Genomic DNA, 18,308 nt, shown 5'->3' on the forward strand with positions numbered 1-18,308 from the left:
ATCGCGAGCAGGCTCGCTCCCACAAAGGCCTGTTACTGCCTTACAGAACGTCCAGCAGCTCGACGTCGAACACCAGAACGCTGTGCGGCGGGATGCTGCCAACGCCCTGGGCGCCGTAAGCCAGTTCGCTCGGCACGTACAGGCGCCATTTGCTGCCGGTATTCATCAGTTGCAGCGCTTCGGTCCAGCCTGGGATCACGCCGCCCACCGGGAATTCGGCTGGCTGGCCACGATCGTAGGAGCTGTCGAACACGGTGCCGTCGATCAGGGTGCCGTGGTAGTGGGTACGCACCTGGTCTTCACGGGTCGGCTTGGCGCCTTCACCCTGGGTCAGCACTTCAAATTGCAGGCCCGAAGCCAGGGTGGTGATGCCGTCGCGCTTGGCATTTTCAGCCAGGAACGCACGACCTTCGCCCGCAGCGGCTTCGGCTTTGGCGGCTGCTTCGGCCTGCATGATTTCGCGGATGACCTTGAAACTGGCGGACATTTCTTCCTGGCCCACACGGCTTGGCTTGCCGGCGAAAGCGTCGGTCAGGCCGGCCAGGATCGCGTCCAGGCTGACGCCCGGTGGCGGGTTGTCGCGCAACTGGTCGCCCAGTTGACGACCAATGCCGTAGCTGACGCGGGTTTCGTCGGTGGACAGGTTAACTTCGGACATGCTGCTGCTCCGCTGTGCGGACGGCTCGGGAATGGCCGTGCGTGACACAGCGCCTCCCGGAGCGCCCGGAACCAAAAGGGCGAGCAGACTAGCACAGATGCCATGACGGATGACCAGCGCCCACGTCAAAGTGCCTCGCCGGAAACGACAACGCCCGCCTGCCTTTCGACAGACGGGCGCTGCGCCAATGGAGGCTTCAGTGTTTAGTCAGCTTGTCCAGATAGCCCATGGCGAACGCCGACACCACGAAGGTCATGTGGATGATCACGTACCACTTCAGGTGTTCGGGATCGACATTCTTGGCGTCCATGAAAATGCGCAACAGGTGGATGGACGAAATGGCCACGATGGAAGCGGCGACTTTCATCTTCAGCGATGAAGAGTCCATGGTGCCCAGCCAGTTGAGCTTTTCCTTATCGGAATCGATGTCCAGTTGCGAGACGAAGTTCTCGTAGCCGGAAATCATCACCATCACCAGCAGGCCGCCCACCAGGGCCATGTCGATCAGCGACAGCAGCACCAGGATCAGATCGGACTCGGCCATGGTGAACACGTTGGGGATGACGTGAAAGACTTCCTGGAAGAATTTCAACGCCAGGGCCAGCAGGCCCAGGGACAGACCGAAGTAGATCGGCGCCAGCAGCCAACGGGAGGCGTACATTGCATTTTCGATAAAGCGTTCCATTGAGTCTCACACCAGGGCCAGAAAATGGCGGCGAGTATATCAGCCACGACGAGCCCCACAAACGCCAGGGCCGTCCCTGGCCGCAGCCTCTGGTGTCAGGTTGCAAGTGCCGGGATCCGGCCTTCAATGAGGTGGATGGAACTCGAAGCCGCCGGAACTGCGGCAACGACCGCCATTGATCTCGCGTAGCTGGGCCTGCATGTGCAGGCACCAGATCTGCGGGTCGTTGGCCAGTTCATAACCATGCAGGGTCAGCGCCTGGACGATGGTGTCGAGGATCGATTCGGCGGCGTTCGGGCCGGGAAACGGGCCCTGGGCCTTGAGGGCGGAAGGTTGTTCGCCGGCCATTCCGGCGGCAAAAAGCAGGGTCCACATGCCGGTATCCCCCGCCAGCGGACGGATAGCGCATTCGATACGAGTGACAAGACCCAGGCATTGACGGGTGAGGCAAAGGTTGCGCGACATGGCGGCGCCCCTCAGTGATACGGTATTCAGCCCCGGGGGGCTGTTTCGGTCCGATGATGACTCTCGTTATCCTTGAACTGAGGATAGAAGAAAAGTTCCGCTTGCAAGCCAAGCGAGACCAGAATGCGCCGAATGGTCATAGTGTGAATATTGACGCCAAATCGGCGGCGTTCTGAAGCATTTTTGAATCGGTCCCAACCAAATGTGGGAGCGAGCCTGCTCGCGAATGCGTTGGGTCAGTCAACATCAATGATGCTGATCCACCGCTTTCGCGAGCAGGCTCGCTCCCACATTCAGGTCTTCACTTCCATCAAGCCGGCTTGGCCTCCGCCAAGGCTGCTTGCGCCAGTTCCTTTTCCGCCTCCTTGATGTCGTCTTCGCTGATCATTTCCGCAATCACCCTCAACCGCTCCACCACGCGGGCGTTGACGCTGCCCTCGGGGAACTCGCCATTTTCATCCGGCTCACCGGCAGGCTCACCCACCAACAGGCTCAGGGCCTCGTCGGCCTGGCGCACGGCATAGACGTGGAACTGCCCCGCCCGGACGGCGGCCAACACCTTCTCATCGAGCATCAAAGTGGCGACGTTGGCCTGGGGAATGATCGCCCCCTGCTCGCCGGTCAGCCCACGGGCCTCACAGAGACGGAAGAAACCTTCGATCTTCTCGTTGACCCCGCCCACCGCCTGCACTTCACCGAACTGGTTGATCGAGCCGGTGATGGCGAAGCACTGCTTCAACGGTGTCTTCGACAACGCCGAAATCAGTGTGCACGCCTCACCCAGGGAAGCGCTGTCGCCGTCGACATAACCGTAGGACTGCTCCAGGGCGATACTGGCCGAGATCGCCAACGGGAATTCCTGGGCGTAGCGGCTGCCCAGGTAACCGGTCAGGATCATCACGCCCTTGGAGTGAATCGGCTGGCCGAGGTTGACCTCTCGCTCGATGTCGACGATACCGCTGCCGCCCGGGTACACCGTGGCGGAGATCCGCGCCGGCACACCGAACGCCGAGTCGCCCACCTCCAGCACCGTCAACCCGTTGCACTTGCCCACGGCCGCGCCATCGGTGTCGATCAGGATGATCCCCGCCAGCATGTCGTCGAGGATCCGCGCCGAAACCCGCCCGGTGCGGGTGGCCTTGGCCTTGAGGGCGCGCTCGATGTGGCCGGCGTCGGTCATCTCGTCACCGGCCAACTGACGGATGAAATCCGCCTCGCTGACCAACTGGAACAGATCGCCGATACGGGCCGACAAGCGTCCCTGGTGTTCGGCCAGGCGCGCACTGTAGGTGGCCAGGCGCGCCACCGCGTCGGCGGTCAGTGGCGCCATGCCTTCTTCCGAAGTACGGGTCTTGAGCAACTGAGCGAACTGCTCCAGGCTCTCGTCGCCCATCGGGATGTCTTCGTCGAAGTCCACCAGCACGCGAAACATTTCCTGGAAGTCCGAGTCCAGGTCCTGCAACGCGTAGTAGAGCTGGCGGGCGCCGATGATCACGACCTTGACCTGCAACGGGATGTGCTGCGGCGTCAGGGTCACCGTGGCCAGCCGGCCCAGTTCGCCCAGGGGTGATTCCATCTTCAGCTTGCGCGATTGCAGGGCACGCTTGAGCGCGTCCCACACGAACGGCTCACCAAGCATTTTCTCCGCTTCAAGGATCAGGAAGCCACCGTTGGCCCGATGCAAGGCACCGGGACGCAGCTGTCGATACGTGGTGTAGAGCGCGCCTTGATCCGTGCTGTACTCGATGCGCCCGAACAGGTTGTCGTAGGTCGGGTGCGGTTCGAACACCACCGGTGCGCCGCCGCTCGCCGGATGTCCCACCACCAGGCTCGGCGCATATTGCTCTTCCAGCATTTTGCGGGCGATGGCGTCGGTCTTGCTGTCGTCCACCAGTTGCTCGACCACTGTCCGGAGCAGGTTGACCTGCATCGCTTGCAGGTAACCGCAGACCGCCGCGTTCTCCGCGTACTTTTCCGACAACGGCGCCAACAGCGGTTGCAGGGCCAGGGTGATGGTTTCTTCGTTGAGTTGGCGCAACTGGTTGCTGGACTCACGCTTCCATTGCGGCAGGCTGGCGAGTTCTTCGTTCAGGCGTTCTTCCAGGCCGGAGATGTCGTCATGGAAACGCTCGCGTTCGGATTCCGGCAACTGGGCGAACTCCGCTTCATCCAGGGCCTTGCCTTCGCTCATCGGCGTGAAGGCGATGTTGCTGCTGTCGCGGTACAGCGCGACATCCTTCTCCAGGGCCAGGCGTTCGATGATATCCAGGGCGCGGTCGTAGCGCTGGTTGAAAGCCCGGTCGATGGCGCTTTTTTTCTGCTGGTAGGACGGGTGCTCGAATACCGCCGGAAAGGTCGACAGCAAGTTGTCGATCAGGCCGTTGATATCATTGATGAACGCACCGGCGGTACCCGATGGCAGCTCCAGGGCCCGGGGCTCGCGAGGCTCGTCGAAATTGTTGACGTAGACCCAGTCCGCCGGGGTCTGCAGGCGCTTGCCTTCGGCCTTGAGGTAACGTTTAACGAATGAAAACCGGCCGGTGCCGGGCTCGCCCATGACAAATACGTTGTAACCGGGGCGCGGCATGGCCACGCCGAACTGCAATGCTTCGACCGCACGCTCCTGGCCAAGCACACCGCGGAAGGGCTCCAGATCATTGGTGGTAGAGAAGCTGAACTGTTCAGCGGAAAACGGACGGGTCAGCGCTTCGGGCGCTAGACGCAAGCTGGCAGCAACAGGATCAGGCATCGGGCTTCCTTACATCAGGCGGGGCAGATAACGGCATTCTGGCGCCGCCCGTACCTGACTGGCAAGGAGCGCCTCAGGTCAAAGCATAGTCAACCGGCCAGCCCCGAACCGAAGTGGAGGCCCGTAACCGCATGACTTGCAGGATAGTTTTTGCAAAATGTCACGGAACCCTTGGATCGTGCCTAAACTCCAAACTGCGCGGCTGGAACAATAACCGGCCCACTGGCGCGAGTGGTTGAGGCCACGAAGGCGCCAGACCCTGTCCATTGGTATGCACATAAAGAGAACATAGCTATGAAACGGATTCTTCTCGGTACTCTCTTCACCGCTGTATCCCTCAACGCCATGGCTCAGGCGCCGGGCGGCCCGGATTGCGGCTGGGGCAACATGCTGTTCGAAGGTCAGCGTGGCACCCCGGCTCACTTCCTCGCTTCCACCACCAACGGCACCTCCGGCAACGCCACCTTCGGCATGACCTCTGGCACCAACGGCTGCTCGACCAACGCAGCACTGACCTACGGTGGCAAGTCCTGGCTGGCCATGAATGGAATGATGAACGAGCTGTCCGAAGACATGGCCAAGGGTCAGGGCGAAGCGCTGACCACCTATGCCGTGGTACTGGGTGTGGCACCGGAAGATCGCGCCCACTTCTCAGCTGTCACCCACGAGCACTTCCAGCAGATCTTCAGCAAGGCTGACGTGACCGCAGAAGACGTGCATACCAATACCCTGGCCGTACTGAAAAACGATCCTCGCCTGGCCAAGTACGCCACTCAAGCTTAAGCTCGACCCCACTCGCTCCCTTCGGGGGGCGGGTTTTTCTTTTTTGGGCCCATCCGGTCTTTATTTTCGACTTTCCAAGTAGCCGACTATGCTCAAACGCCTTGCCTGGCTGGCGCTCTGTGTGTGCGCCCCATTGTCCGCCGCCCCCCATGTCGACCCTCAACGTTTGCAGCAATTGGCCAATGACCGCTTCTGGATTTCCCTGGGCCACTACGAAACCGCCAAGCTCGGTGGCTGGCGCAGCTATGTCAGCGACAGGAAATTCTTCCTGGCCCCCGACGGCAACGAACACCCCGACCATGAACTGACCGCCACGCTGCAGGCCCTCTACGGCCCGGCCAGCGCCGGTCAGCAACATGCCCAGTGCGTGTACCCGGCCCGCACGCGCTGGCTCAAGGCACAGCTCAACCTGACCGATCTGCCAGCAGTCGATTGCAGCGAATTCAAGCAATGGTTCAAGGACGTCTCGCCCCATAGCGCGGTGATGATTTTTCCGGCCGCCTACCTGAACAGTCCGTCGTCTATGTTCGGCCATACCCTGTTGCGCATCGACCAGGCCGACGTGCAACGGGACAAGACCGCCCTGTTGAGCTACGCGATCAACTTCGGCGCCTACATTGAAGGGTCGGACAACAGCATCATCTACGCCTGGAAGGGCTTGATGGGCGGCTATCCCGGCCTGTTCGCCCTGGTGCCCTACCAGGAGAAGCTGTCCGAGTACCGTAGCCTGGAAAACCGCGACCTGTGGGAATACCGCCTCAACCTGAGCCAAGTGGAAACCGAGCGCATGGTCGAGCACGTCTGGGAGCTCAAGCAGATCCAGTTCGATTATTTTTTCTTCGATGAAAACTGCTCCTATCGCCTGTTGGAACTGCTGCAAGTGGCCCGTCCCAGCCTGCGCCTGACCGAACAATTTCCGCTGACGGCGATCCCCACCGACACCGTCAAGGCCGTGAAGGAAGCCGGGTTGGTGGAGAGCATCGAATATCGGCCGTCCCGCGAGCGGGAACTGCTCAGCCGCGCCGAGCCACTCACCGATGACGAACAGCAATGGGTACTGAAGGTCAGCGCCGACCAAAAGCGCTTGCAGGCCCCCGAATTCAAGGCACTGCCCCGCCAACGCCAGGCGCTTATCGTCGATGCGGCCTATCGCCTGGAGCGTTACCGCGCCAACGGCCAGGAGCGCGATCCGCAACGCGCCCAGCGCAGCTTCGAACTGTTGCGGGCGATCAACCAGAACCCCGCGCCAGAACTCGACATTCCCCAGCCGGGCCTGCCCGAGGACGGCCATGAATCGCGCACCTGGCAGGCTGGCCTCGGCACCCGGGGTGACCGGGCGTTCGGTGAATATGGCCTGCGCATGGCTTATCACGACCTCAATGACAATGCCGAAAGCTTCCCGCTGGGTGCGCAGATTGAAATCCTGCAGTTGAAGCTGCGCCAGTACGAAGGCAATGACTGGCAGGTCCAGCGCCTCGACCTGGCGACCATCCGCTCCCTGACGCCGCGCAATGAATTGCTGCAACCGCTGTCCTGGCAGGTCACCGGGGGCCTGGAACGGGTGCCGGGCAAGCACGACGATGAAAACCTGGTCAGCCACGTCAACGGCGGTGCCGGCGGCACCTGGGCGCTGAGCGAGGACGTGCTGGGGTTTGCCCTGGGCACGGTGCGGGTGGAACACAACAACGACTTCGCCCAATTCATCGCCCCGGCCACCGGGTTCAACAGTGGCGTGCTGTGGAAAAACCCGCTGGGCAATCTGAGCCTGGAAGCCAAGGGTGACTATTTCGTCAACGGTGAGGTGCGCCGGCGCCTGAGCCTGAACCAACAGTGGGAACTGTCCCGCAACCTCGGCCTGCGCCTGAGCGCCCAACGGGAATTCAGCCACCTGGCCTCGCCGGAGAACGAGGTGATGCTGGAGGTGAAGTGGTATCACTACTGATCAGGCAAAGCCCAATACAGGTCAATTAATACCTGTGGGAGCCGAGCTTGCTCGCGATGAGGGCGGGTCAATCGCCAACAATGCTGACAGGTCCGCCGCTATCGCGAGCAAGCTCGGCTCCCACAGGTGGTGCGGCGCCTGGTCCTTATCGATTGGCATCAGGTCAATGCCCCACCGGCAACACAACGAACAGATTAATCACAGCGCTTTCACACCGGCCTGACGAATCCGCTTCTAGACTTCCTGTATATGTGAATGCGGCAGGAAGGCAGGAAATGAGGCGCGCGGTAGCGGTACTGGCGGTAGTGATGTTGCTTGGCGGCTGTGAAACCACCCATGAGGACCTGATCGCCCGAGGTTATCCACCGGCGTTCGCCGACGGCTTCGACGATGGCTGCAGCAGTGGCCGGCAAGCCGCCGGCGCGATCACCGGCCAGTTTCGCAAGGACGTCCCGCGCTATCTCAAGGACGCACGCTACGCCGAAGGCTGGAGCGACGGTTTCCGGCAGTGCCAGGCCATGCGCGAAAGTGAAGACCGGGACGCCTACCGCGACCGTCACTGGGATGAGCGCGAACGCGCCTGGCAACAGGAAAAGGATCGCGACGCCGCCCGGGCCTATCGCTCGCAGTGAGTCGCGTACAGACATCCGTCGAAACCAAAAGCCTGCGACCATGGCCCAAACTCCAATAGAGGAGAACACCATGAGTCGTGCCTTCGTCAACGAAGACAGCGCCGCGGCCCAGGCCGATCAACCGGTAGAACGCCAGGTCAGCGCGCAACCCAACTACGTCACACCCGCCGGGTTCGTCCAGTTGCAGGCCCGGGTCGCCGAGCTGCAGGCGCTGCACAGCCAGCAGACAGCCCGCAAAGAGCTGGCGGACAAACAGCGCATCGCGGACCTGGAACGGGATCTGCGCTATTTCAACCAGCGCCTGCAAAGCGCACAGGTCGTTACGGCAACCTCAGCGGACCAAGTGCGAATCGGACACTGGGTGACCTTTGTCGATGAGCAGGACCATGAGCAGCGCGTGCAATTGGTGGGGGAAGACCAGGCCGATGCGGCCAGCGGATTGATCAACTGGGGCTCACCGCTGGGGCGGGCGTTGCTGGGAAGCAAGGTCGGGGATGAGGTGGTCTGGAAGCGACCGCTGGGGGATATGGCGATTGAGGTGTTGGCGATAGAGCCGGAGTGACTCCTGCCTGCCGATAAACCACTGTGGGAGCGAGCCCTGCTCGCGATAGCGGTGGGTCAGGCAACATGAATGTTGGCTGGTCCGACGCTATCGCGAGCAGGGCTCGCTCCCACAGGCTCTACGGCTTACCGGCTGAAGGAATCAGGCCAGTTTCTTGTGCCGTACCCGATGCGGCTGGGCAGCGGCTTCGCCGAGGCGCTTCTTGCGATCGGCTTCGTACTCGGTGTAGTTGCCTTCGAAGAACACCGCTTGTGAGTCATCTTCATACGCCAGGATGTGGGTCGCCACGCGGTCGAGGAACCACCGATCGTGGGAGATCACAATGGCGGCGCCCGGGAAGTCCAGCAGGGCTTCTTCCAGGGAACGCAGGGTTTCGACGTCGAGGTCGTTGGACGGTTCGTCGAGCAGCAGGACGTTGCCACCCTCCTTCAGGGTCAGCGCCAGGTGCAGGCGGCCGCGCTCACCACCGGAGAGGTCCTTGACGAACTTCTGCTGGTCGCCGCCCTTGAAGTTGAAGCGACCCACGTAGGTGCGCGACGGGATTTCGTAGTTGCCGATGCGGATCTGGTCGGAACCGTCGGAGATCTGCTGGAACACGGTCTTGCTGCCGTCCAGGTCTTCGCGGCTCTGGTCGACGCAGGCCAGTTGCACGGTTTCGCCGACTTCGATGGTGCCCGAATCCGGCGTTTCCTTGCCCATCAGCATGCGGAACAGCGTGGATTTACCCGCGCCGTTACCACCGATTACACCGACGATGGCGCCCTTGGGCATGGAGAACGACAGGTTGTCGATCAACACGCGATCGCCGTAGCCCTTGGTGACGTTCTTGAATTCGATGACCTTGTCACCCAGGCGTGGACCGGCCGGGATGTAGATCTCGTTGGTTTCGCTGCGCTTCTGGAATTCCTGGGACTGCATTTCCTCAAAGCGTTGCAGACGGGCCTTGGATTTGGACTGGCGGGCCTTGGCGCCTTTGCGCACCCACTCCAGTTCTTCCTTCATGGCCTTTTCATGGGCCGACTGCTGCTTGGATTCCTGGGCCAGACGATCGGACTTGGCTTCCAGCCAGCCCGAATAGTTGCCCTCGTACGGAATGCCCGCGCCGCGGTCGAGTTCCAGGATCCAGCCGGCGACGTTGTCCAGGAAGTAACGGTCGTGGGTAATCGCCACGACGGTGCCCGGGAAATCGTGCAGGAAGTGTTCGAGCCAGGCGACGGAATCGGCGTCCAGGTGGTTGGTCGGTTCGTCGAGCAGCAGCATGTCCGGGGCGGACAGCAACAGGCGGCACAGGGCCACACGGCGCTTCTCACCGCCGGACAGGTGTTCGACCTTCGCTTCCCAGGCCGGCAGGCGCAGGGCGTCGGCAGCGACTTCCAGCTGACGCTCCAGATTATGGCCATCGCTGGCCTGCAGGATCGCTTCGAGCTTGGCCTGTTCGGCGGCGAGCTTGTCGAAGTCGGCATCCGGGTCAGCGTAGGCGGCGTAGACTTCGTCCAGGCGCGCCTGGGCGTCCTTGATCACGCTGACCGCTTCCTCGACCACTTCACGCACGGTCTTGGTCGGGTCCAGTTGAGGCTCCTGGGGCAGGTAGCCGATGTTCAGGTCCGGCATCGGGCGGGCTTCGCCGTCGAATTCGGTATCGACGCCGGCCATGATCTTCAGCAGCGTGGATTTACCCGAACCGTTGAGGCCCAGCACGCCGATCTTGGCGCCAGGGAAGAATGAGAGCGAAATGTTTTTCAGGATTTCCCGCTTCGGCGGAACAACTTTGCTCAGCCGATGCATGGTGAAGACGTATTGAGCCATGGTGAACCTAGCGTCTGTGACAGGTGAAAAGAACGAACCAGGCCATGCACGGCGCCGGCAGTTGACGGTCATCAATGCCTGCGGGGCAGATAAAGCCTGGGGATCTGGAGCTGGAACGCTCTTGTTTGACCGGCAAAGCTACCTCAACCGTCCGTCAAGGTCCAGCCACCAGGGACTGGCACTTTGCCACAAGGCAAGGCATGCTAGCCGCCCTTCGGGCGTCCGGCTTATAGTGCGTGTCGCGCCAGTCCAGCAAACCGCAGGATTACAGCTTGTCCAACGTCACGCCGACCCTGTCCCCACGCGCACCGGATACAGTGCCCAGCTCGCCCCTGCGCGGGACATTGAAGGGCGCCCTGGCCACGCTGGTGCTGCTGTTGCTCGGATTGCTCTTCTGGCAGTTGCTCGATCAACTGCGCGTCACCCAGCAGCAACAGCGCCAGTACACCATCGACTACACCGCCGACCTGGCCGCGCAAGTCAGCCTGAACATGGCCCTGAACGCGCAAATCGCCCTCAACCTGCTACCGATCGTCGAACAACCGCAGACAGCCGACGAACAGCAGGCCTTGCTGCACAAACTCCAGCAATCGCTGCCCCAGCTACGCAGCCTGGCATTGCTGAGCCCGTCCGGCATGGTGCTCAGCGACACCGATCCGGACAGCCACGATGCCGGCTACCTCAGCGAACTGGTGCACCGCAGTCATGACCAGGCACACTACTTCAGCAACGCCGACGACGGTTCCGTGGTGCATCTCCTGTTGCACCAGGCCACCGGCAATACCCGCGGTTATTGGGCCCTGCGCCTGACCCCGGGTTTCTTCTCCACGCTGATCAAACAAGTCGATACGGGTTTGCGCCCGCTGTGGCTGGTGGAGAACCGCCTCAACCAACAAGTCGTCAGCCGTGACGAGAGCCTGCCGTCGATCAGCCCCTCGCACCTGTCGCCGGACGACCAGGACAACACCGTACTGACCGTGCCGCTGAGCAGCAGCGACTGGCAACTGCGAGGCCTGTTCGACCGTCGCCAGGTGCTCGAACAACTGCTGCCGGCCTTCATCGGCAAATGCCTGCTGGGCCTGGCGTTTTCGATGCTGCCGGTGATCGCACTGCTGAACATGCGCCGGCGCCAGCGGCAACTGCACGAAGGCCGTCGGCGCTATCAGGACATTTTCGAAGGCACCGGCGTGGCCCTGTGCGTACTCGACCTCTCCAGTCTCAAGTCATTCTTTGTCCGGGCCGGCCTGCACAATGGCGATCAATTGCGGGCGTGGATGAAAGTCCCGCACCAGCTCGAGCAACTGCAACAGGAAGTGCGCATCACCGAAGTCAACCAGATGGCGTTGCGGCTGCTCAACGTCGACTCCTGTGAACAGGCCTGGCAATTGCTGGTGGGCAAGGGCCCGCAGGACAACAATCCGGTCGGCCCGCAACTGCTCGAAACGCTGCTTGACCAGCACAAGCAGCTGGAACTGGAAATCAAGCTCCAGGACGCCCACGGTCGTGACCAGCATCTCTGGCTGGTACTGCGCCTGCCGGAAAAACAGGACGACTACAACGCCGTTATCCTGAGCATTAACGACATCACCAGCCGCAAGCTGATCGAACTCTCGTTGCTCGAACGCGAAGGCTTCTGGTCCGACGTGGTGCGCACCGTGCCGGATCATCTCTACGTGCAGGACGTCATCAGCCAGCGGATGATCTTCAGCAACCACCACCTGGGCCAGACCCTGGGGTATGACCGCACCGAACTGCACCAGATGGGTGAGTACTTCTGGGAAATCCTGCTGCACAGCGACGATGCCGACCACTACCACACGTTGCGCCAGGAACAGCGGCGCGGCGGCTATGCGCACCTGTTGCAATGCCAACTGCGTTTCCGCCATCGCGATGGCAAATGGCGACGCTTTGATATCCGCGAACAGGCCCTGGCCCGGGACCGACATGACCAGGTGACGCGAATCATCGGCGTGGCGAAGGATGTCACCGAGCAGATCGAGGCCAGCGAGTCACTGCGTGACAGCGAACAGCGCTACCGGATGCTCGCCGAGAGCATCAGCGACGTGATTTTCTCCACCGACAGCAAGCTTTCGCTCAACTACGTCAGCCCGTCGGTGCAAGCGGTATTGGGCTACAACGCCGACTGGATCTTCCAGAACGGTTGGCAGTCGACCATCGCCAATCCGCAGCAACTGACAGGCATCTATACCCTGATGGACCGGGTCAGCAAGGCCCTCGACAAGCCCGGACAATTGGCCGAACTGCGCAATCAGATGCAGACCCAGCTGTTCCTGTTCGACTGCCTGCGTGCCGACGGACGCAAGATCCCCATCGAACTGCGGCTGGTACTGGTCTGGGATGATGCCGGTGGATTCGAAGGCGTGCTTGGCGTCGGCCGCGACATCAGCCAGCAACGGCGCGCCGAAAAAGACCTGCGCATGGCCGCCACGGTATTCGAGCATTCGACCTCGGCGATTCTGATCACCGACCCGGCCGGTTACATTGTCCAGGCCAACGAAGCCTTCAGCCGGGTCAGTGGCTACGCGGTATCCCAAGTGCTGGACCAGTTGCCGAGCATGCTGACCGTGGACGATCAGCAGGAAGCCCACCTGCGCTACGTGCTCAAGCAACTGCAACAGCACAGCTCCTGGGAAGGCGAGGTCTGGCTCAAGCGCCGCAACGGCGAACATTACCCGGCCTGGGTCGGCATCACCGCAGTGCTGGATGATGAAGGCGACCTGGCCAGCTACGTGTGCTTCTTCAGCGACATCAGCGAACGCAAGGCCAGCGAGCAGCGCATCCATCGCCTGGCCTATTACGACGCCCTCACCCACCTGCCCAACCGCACGCTGTTCCAGGACCGCCTGCACACCGCGCTGCAATCGGCCGAGCGGCAGAAGAACTGGGTCGTGCTGATGTTCCTCGACCTGGACCGGTTCAAACCGATCAACGACTCCCTGGGGCATGCCGCCGGCGACCGGATGCTCAAGGACATGGCGACCCGGCTGCTCGGCTGCGTCACCGACGACGACACCGTGGCGCGCATGGGCGGCGATGAGTTCACCCTGCTGCTGGAGCCGCGCTCGAGCCGGGAAATGGCGCTGAACCGGGCCATCACCGTGGCCGAGCAGATCCTCGCCAGCCTGGTCCGGCCCTTCGTGCTCGAAGGCCGCGAGTTCTTCGTCACGGCCAGTATCGGTATCGCCTTGAGTCCCCAGGACGGCAACGAACTGAGCCAGTTGATGAAGAACGCCGACACGGCGATGTATCACGCCAAGGAGCGCGGCAAGAACAACTTCCAGTTCTATCAGGCCGACATGAACGCCAGCGCCCTGGAACGACTGGAACTGGAAAGCGACCTGCGCCACGCCCTCGAGCAGAACGAGTTCGTGTTGTATTACCAGCCGCAGTTCAGTGGCGACGGCAAACGCTTGACCGGCGCCGAGGCCCTGCTGCGCTGGCGCCATCCGCGACGCGGGCTGGTGCCGCCAGGGGACTTCATCCCGGTGCTGGAGGAACTGGGCCTGGTGGTGGACGTCGGCGACTGGGTCATCGACGAAGCCTGCCGGCAGCTCAAGACCTGGCACCAGGCCAAGGTCCGGGTGCCGAAAGTCTCGGTCAACATCTCGGCCCGGCAGTTCTCCGATGGCCAGTTGGGTACGCGAATCGCCAATATCCTGCGCAGCACCGGCCTGTCACCGGCCTGCCTGGAACTGGAGTTGACGGAAAGTATCCTGATGCGCGAAGTCAGCGAGGCGATGCAAATCCTGGCCGGGTTGAAAAACCTGGGCCTGAGCATCGCCGTGGATGACTTCGGCACCGGTTATTCGTCGCTCAACTACCTCAAGCAATTCCCCATCGACGTGCTGAAGATCGACCGCACCTTCGTTGACGGCCTGCCGTCCGGCGAACAGGACGCGCAGATCGCCCGGGCGATCATCGCCATGGCCCACAGCCTCAACCTGGCGGTGATCGCCGAAGGCGTCGAGACCCACGAGCAACTCGACTTCCTGCGCGAACACGGTTGCGACGAAGTCCAGGGCTACCTGTTCGGCCGCCCGATGCCCGCCCACCGGTTCGAAGCGCAGTTCAGCAATGATGCGCTGTTCATGCTCGACTGAAGGCCTTGCAGCGCCTGGGCGGGCCTCATCGCGAGCAGGCTCGCTCCCACATTTGGAATGCATTCCCTTGTGGGAGCGAGCCTGCTCGCAATGAGGTCAGTCCGGGCAACGCCGGTCCTGGGTGAATCCCATTCGTCCACCACATGACGTCCTTTCATACCCCTTCCAAAACAGGTTGGGGTAGAATGCCTCCCTTTTCTGCCCCGATCCTTGAGGACCGCCATGTTCAGCCGTGATTTGACTATTGCCAAGTACGACGCCGATCTCTTTGCCGCCATGGAGCAAGAAGCTCAGCGCCAGGAAGAGCACATTGAGCTGATCGCTTCGGAAAACTACACCAGCCCAGCGGTGATGGAAGCTCAAGGCTCGGTACTGACCAACAAGTACGCCGAAGGCTACCCGGGCAAGCGCTACTACGGTGGTTGCGAATACGTCGACGTGGTCGAGCAACTGGCCATCGACCGCGCCAAGGAGCTGTTCGGCGCCGATTACGCCAACGTCCAGCCCCACGCCGGTTCCCAGGCCAACGCCGCCGTCTACCTGGCGCTGCTGTCGGCTGGCGACACCATTCTGGGCATGAGCCTGGCCCACGGCGGTCACCTGACCCACGGTGCCAGCGTTTCGTCCTCCGGCAAGCTGTACAACGCCGTCCAGTACGGCATCGACGGCAACGGCCTGATCGACTACGACGAAGTCGAACGCCTGGCCCTCGAGCACAAGCCGAAAATGATCGTGGCCGGTTTCTCCGCCTACTCCCAGGTCCTCGATTTCCCGCGTTTCCGCGCCATCGCCGACAAGGTCGGTGCCTACCTGTTCGTGGACATGGCCCACGTCGCCGGTCTGGTCGCCGCTGGCGTCTACCCGAACCCGGTGCCATTCGCCGACGTGGTCACCACCACTACCCACAAGACCCTGCGCGGTCCACGTGGCGGCCTGATCCTGGCCCGCGCCAACGCCGACATCGAGAAGAAGCTGAACTCCGCCGTGTTCCCGGGCGCCCAGGGCGGCCCGCTGGAGCACGTCATCGCCGCCAAGGCCATCTGCTTCAAGGAAGCCCTGCAACCTGAGTTCAAGGCTTACCAGCAACAGGTCGTGAAAAACGCCAAGGCCATGGCCGGCGTGTTCATCGAGCGTGGCTTCGACGTGGTGTCCGGCGGTACCGAGAACCACCTGTTCCTGCTGTCGCTGATCAAGCAGGACATCTCCGGCAAAGACGCCGACGCGGCGCTGGGCAAGGCGTTCATCACCGTGAACAAGAACTCGGTGCCAAACGACCCACGCTCCCCGTTCGTCACCTCCGGCCTGCGCTTCGGCACCCCGGCCGTGACCACCCGTGGTTTCAAGGAAGCCGAGTGCAAGGAACTGGCCGGCTGGATCTGCGACATCCTGGCTGACCTGAACAACGAAGCGGTGATCGACGCCGTTCGCGAGAAGGTCAAGGCGATCTGCAAGAAGCTGCCGGTGTACGGCGCCTGATCAGCCCGTTTGAGTAACAGCGAAAGGCCCACATCGAAAGATGTGGGCCTTTTTATTTGTGCTGTCAAAAGACGGAGACGCCGATCAACCCAGCCGATCCAGCCAATGAACTTCCAGGCGACACTTCAATCCTTGAAACAGCCCGCTCCACACAAAGCTTCCATAACCCCCTAACATTGATTTTCATCATTCAAGGCAATTCATAACTCCCAATAAAGGATGCAATCGTTACATGGACAGTAAATTATCTTTTACCGCTGCCATCAGCCTGCCCGACAAAAATATTAATTTGCTCGGAACATTGCATGGAAAACCCGCACTGGCGACCATTAGTGCATTCAGCGGCGGCTTTTTCAGCGGAAAAGCACACACTTACGATCATTCAAGCTTGCTGGGTATACGTACCAGAACCCAGGACGCGCCCCTTTCCCCACTGAAGTTGCACTTTCGCCACACCGCCGGCGGCTACACCCTGTCGATAAAAAACCAGGGGGAATACCACAACAGATTCATCGGCAGAAGCTGGTTTGAGGTATTAGGCGCAAAACACACGGCTTCACCCTCCGTCTTTACGCTGGTCGACGAGCAGAACAAAGCGATTACGCTGCAGAACATAACCGCCAAGCACTCCCCACTGTCGTTCAAGACGAAGAACAATAAATATGTAGGAGGATTACGCATGCGGGGTTCGCCTTATGTTTATCTGGCAGAAACAGAAGAACGCTCCAAGCTGACTTTTATACTCACCCTCATTTGAACAGCAACGTTCCCGCACCTTCGATCAGCGTGTAGCGCTGCTTGCCAGGATGGCGAGGACAAGGACCCTCGCCACTGGCGCGCAGTTTTTTTGACTGGGACAAAGGGCTCAAGCACAAGGGTTCCACCCCCAACTGGTAAGACCGGTCAATCAAAATCTCGAAAATCTCCTTGCGGATTCCGAAAAATCGCGCCTAGACTGCGCCTGCACTGGACAAACCGGTAAGACCACAATAATTAAGTCCCGACGCCTGCTACCCACGCCGGCGAATAAGGACACCGAACCAGGAATCCTTCCCATGCTCAGATGGTGCTCGCGTTCGATCTTCCTTCAAGTTGTCCTCGGATTGGTGCTCGGCATCGTCTGTGGGCTGACCCTTCCCGAATATTCCGCACAACTCAAACCCCTCGGCGACGGCTTTATCAAGCTGATCAAGATGCTCATCGGCCTGATCGTGTTCTGCGTGGTGGTCAGTGGCATTTCCGGCGCTGGCGACCTCAAGAAGGTCGGGCGCATCGGCCTCAAGTCAGTCATCTACTTTGAAGTGCTGACCACCATCGCCCTGGTGATCGGCCTGGTACTGGCCTTCAGCACCGGCATCGGCAGTGGCGCGAACATCCACCTGGAGCAGTACTCCAGCGCAGACGTGGGTGACATTGCCCAACGTGGCCAGCACCTGGTGACCACCACGCAGTTCCTGATGAACCTGATCCCGACCTCGGTGCTCGGTGCCTTCGCGGATAACAACATCCTGCAAGTGTTGCTGTTCTCGGTCCTGTTCGGCAGTGCGCTGAACCTGGTGGGCGACGCAGCCTCCGGCATCTCCCGGCTGATCAACGAACTCAGCCACGTGATCTTCCGCATCATGGGCATGGTCGTGCGCCTGGCCCCCATCGGCGTCTTCGGCGCCATTGCCTTCACCACCAGCAAATATGGGCTGGACTCGCTGCAACACTTGGGCAGCCTGGTCGGCCTGTTCTACCTGACCTGCATCGCCTTCGTTGCCCTGGTCCTGGGCCTGGTGATGCGCGCGTCGGGCCTGCCGATGCTGCCGTTCCTCAAATACTTGCGCGAAGAACTGCTCATCGTGCTCGGCACCGCTTCTTCCGACGCCGTGCTGCCACAAGTCATGCGCAAGCTCGAACACCTGGGGATCGGCAGTTCCACCGTGGGGCTGGTCATCCCGACCGGTTACTCGTTCAACCTGGACGGTTTCTCGATCTACCTGACCCTGGCCATCGTCTTCATCGCCAACGCCACCGGTACGCCCCTGGCCATGACCGACCTGCTGACCATCTTGCTGGTGTCGCTGATTACCTCCAAGGGAGCCCATGGAATTCCCGGCTCGGCATTGGTGATCCTGGCCGCCACGCTGACGGCGATCCCGGCGATTCCGGTGGTCGGCCTGGTGCTGGTACTGGCGGTCGACTGGTTCATGGGCATCGGTCGCGCCCTGACCAACCTGATCGGCAACTGCGTGGCCACCGTGGCAATCGCCCGTTGGGAAAAAGACATCGATGTCCCGCGTGCGCGCAAAGTACTGTCCGGCCAACAGGGCTATACCTTCCAACCGAGAAAACCGGCGGGCAGCGCCCATCAGCAGCAATTCTGAAAGACCGCGATGCCGGCCCCCGAGCCGGCATCGCCTGATTGATTTTTGAAGGAGCACCGT

13 protein-coding genes are annotated in these 18,308 nt (G+C 61.3%); 8 read left to right on the forward strand and 5 right to left on the reverse strand.

The genetic code is table 11. The features are described 5' to 3' along the window. Nucleotides 1–40 precede the first annotated feature (40 nt). From LOY35_RS24100 to LOY35_RS24115, 4 genes are all read right to left on the reverse strand, one after another. Nucleotides 41–658, reverse strand: a complete 618-nt coding sequence (locus LOY35_RS24100; protein ID WP_041022757.1) for an FKBP-type peptidyl-prolyl cis-trans isomerase — start codon at nucleotides 656–658, stop codon at nucleotides 41–43. Nucleotides 659–854: 196 nt separating this feature from the next. Continuing rightward, complete coding sequence (locus LOY35_RS24105; protein WP_047702619.1) at nucleotides 855–1,343, reverse strand: TIGR00645 family protein; 489 nt, start codon at nucleotides 1,341–1,343, stop codon at nucleotides 855–857. 123 nt (nucleotides 1,344–1,466) lie between these two features. Beyond that, on the reverse strand, nucleotides 1,467–1,808 hold the full coding sequence (locus tag LOY35_RS24110) for a hypothetical protein (protein WP_258628010.1): 342 nt from the start codon (nucleotides 1,806–1,808) through the stop codon (nucleotides 1,467–1,469). A 310-nt stretch (nucleotides 1,809–2,118) separates the two neighbouring features. Beyond that, a complete protein-coding gene (locus LOY35_RS24115) occupies nucleotides 2,119–4,557 on the reverse strand; it encodes a Lon protease family protein (protein WP_258628011.1) in 2,439 nt (812 codons plus the stop codon). A 294-nt stretch (nucleotides 4,558–4,851) separates the two neighbouring features. Here LOY35_RS24115 and LOY35_RS24120 point away from each other — a divergent pair, with 294 nt between their 5' ends. The 4 genes from LOY35_RS24120 to LOY35_RS24135 all read left to right on the forward strand — a co-directional run bounded on the left by LOY35_RS24120 (nucleotide 4,852) and on the right by LOY35_RS24135 (nucleotide 8,476). Beyond that, nucleotides 4,852–5,340, forward strand: coding sequence for a DUF3015 domain-containing protein (locus LOY35_RS24120; protein WP_024780764.1), 489 nt, complete (start codon nucleotides 4,852–4,854; stop codon nucleotides 5,338–5,340). 88 nt (nucleotides 5,341–5,428) lie between these two features. Continuing rightward, entirely contained in the window at nucleotides 5,429–7,282 is a 1,854-nt protein-coding gene (locus tag LOY35_RS24125) for a DUF4105 domain-containing protein (RefSeq protein ID WP_258628012.1), read from the forward strand. Between the two features lie 275 nt (nucleotides 7,283–7,557). Continuing rightward, nucleotides 7,558–7,914 (forward strand): hypothetical protein, encoded by a 357-nt coding sequence (locus LOY35_RS24130; RefSeq protein WP_258628014.1) that lies wholly within the window; start codon nucleotides 7,558–7,560, stop codon nucleotides 7,912–7,914. A 70-nt stretch (nucleotides 7,915–7,984) separates the two neighbouring features. Beyond that, nucleotides 7,985–8,476: a GreA/GreB family elongation factor gene (locus LOY35_RS24135; RefSeq protein ID WP_258628015.1), complete on the forward strand. Its 492-nt coding sequence runs from the start codon at nucleotides 7,985–7,987 to the stop codon at nucleotides 8,474–8,476. A gap of 141 nt (nucleotides 8,477–8,617) precedes the next feature. On the opposite strand, the gene ettA is transcribed toward LOY35_RS24135, so the two are convergent. After that, nucleotides 8,618–10,282 (reverse strand): energy-dependent translational throttle protein EttA, encoded by a 1,665-nt coding sequence (gene ettA / locus LOY35_RS24140; protein ID WP_041022763.1) that lies wholly within the window; start codon nucleotides 10,280–10,282, stop codon nucleotides 8,618–8,620. 272 nt (nucleotides 10,283–10,554) lie between these two features. Between ettA and LOY35_RS24145 the strand changes: the two genes are divergently transcribed. The 4 genes from LOY35_RS24145 (at nucleotide 10,555) to LOY35_RS24160 (ending at nucleotide 18,248) form a co-directional block, all read left to right on the forward strand. Beyond that, nucleotides 10,555–14,403: a bifunctional diguanylate cyclase/phosphodiesterase gene (locus tag LOY35_RS24145; protein ID WP_258628017.1), complete on the forward strand. Its 3,849-nt coding sequence runs from the start codon at nucleotides 10,555–10,557 to the stop codon at nucleotides 14,401–14,403. Between the two features lie 222 nt (nucleotides 14,404–14,625). Beyond that, entirely contained in the window at nucleotides 14,626–15,879 is a 1,254-nt protein-coding gene (gene glyA / locus LOY35_RS24150; RefSeq protein WP_144929931.1) for a serine hydroxymethyltransferase, read from the forward strand. 232 nt (nucleotides 15,880–16,111) lie between these two features. Next, complete coding sequence (locus LOY35_RS24155; protein ID WP_258628022.1) at nucleotides 16,112–16,636, forward strand: hypothetical protein; 525 nt, start codon at nucleotides 16,112–16,114, stop codon at nucleotides 16,634–16,636. A gap of 298 nt (nucleotides 16,637–16,934) precedes the next feature. After that, entirely contained in the window at nucleotides 16,935–18,248 is a 1,314-nt protein-coding gene (locus LOY35_RS24160) for a C4-dicarboxylate transporter DctA (RefSeq protein ID WP_258628028.1), read from the forward strand. Nucleotides 18,249–18,308: the final 60 nt, after the last annotated feature.

The organism is Pseudomonas sp. B21-028 (genome assembly GCF_024749045.1).
In the GTDB taxonomy this organism is placed as follows: Bacteria; Pseudomonadota; Gammaproteobacteria; order Pseudomonadales; family Pseudomonadaceae; genus Aquipseudomonas.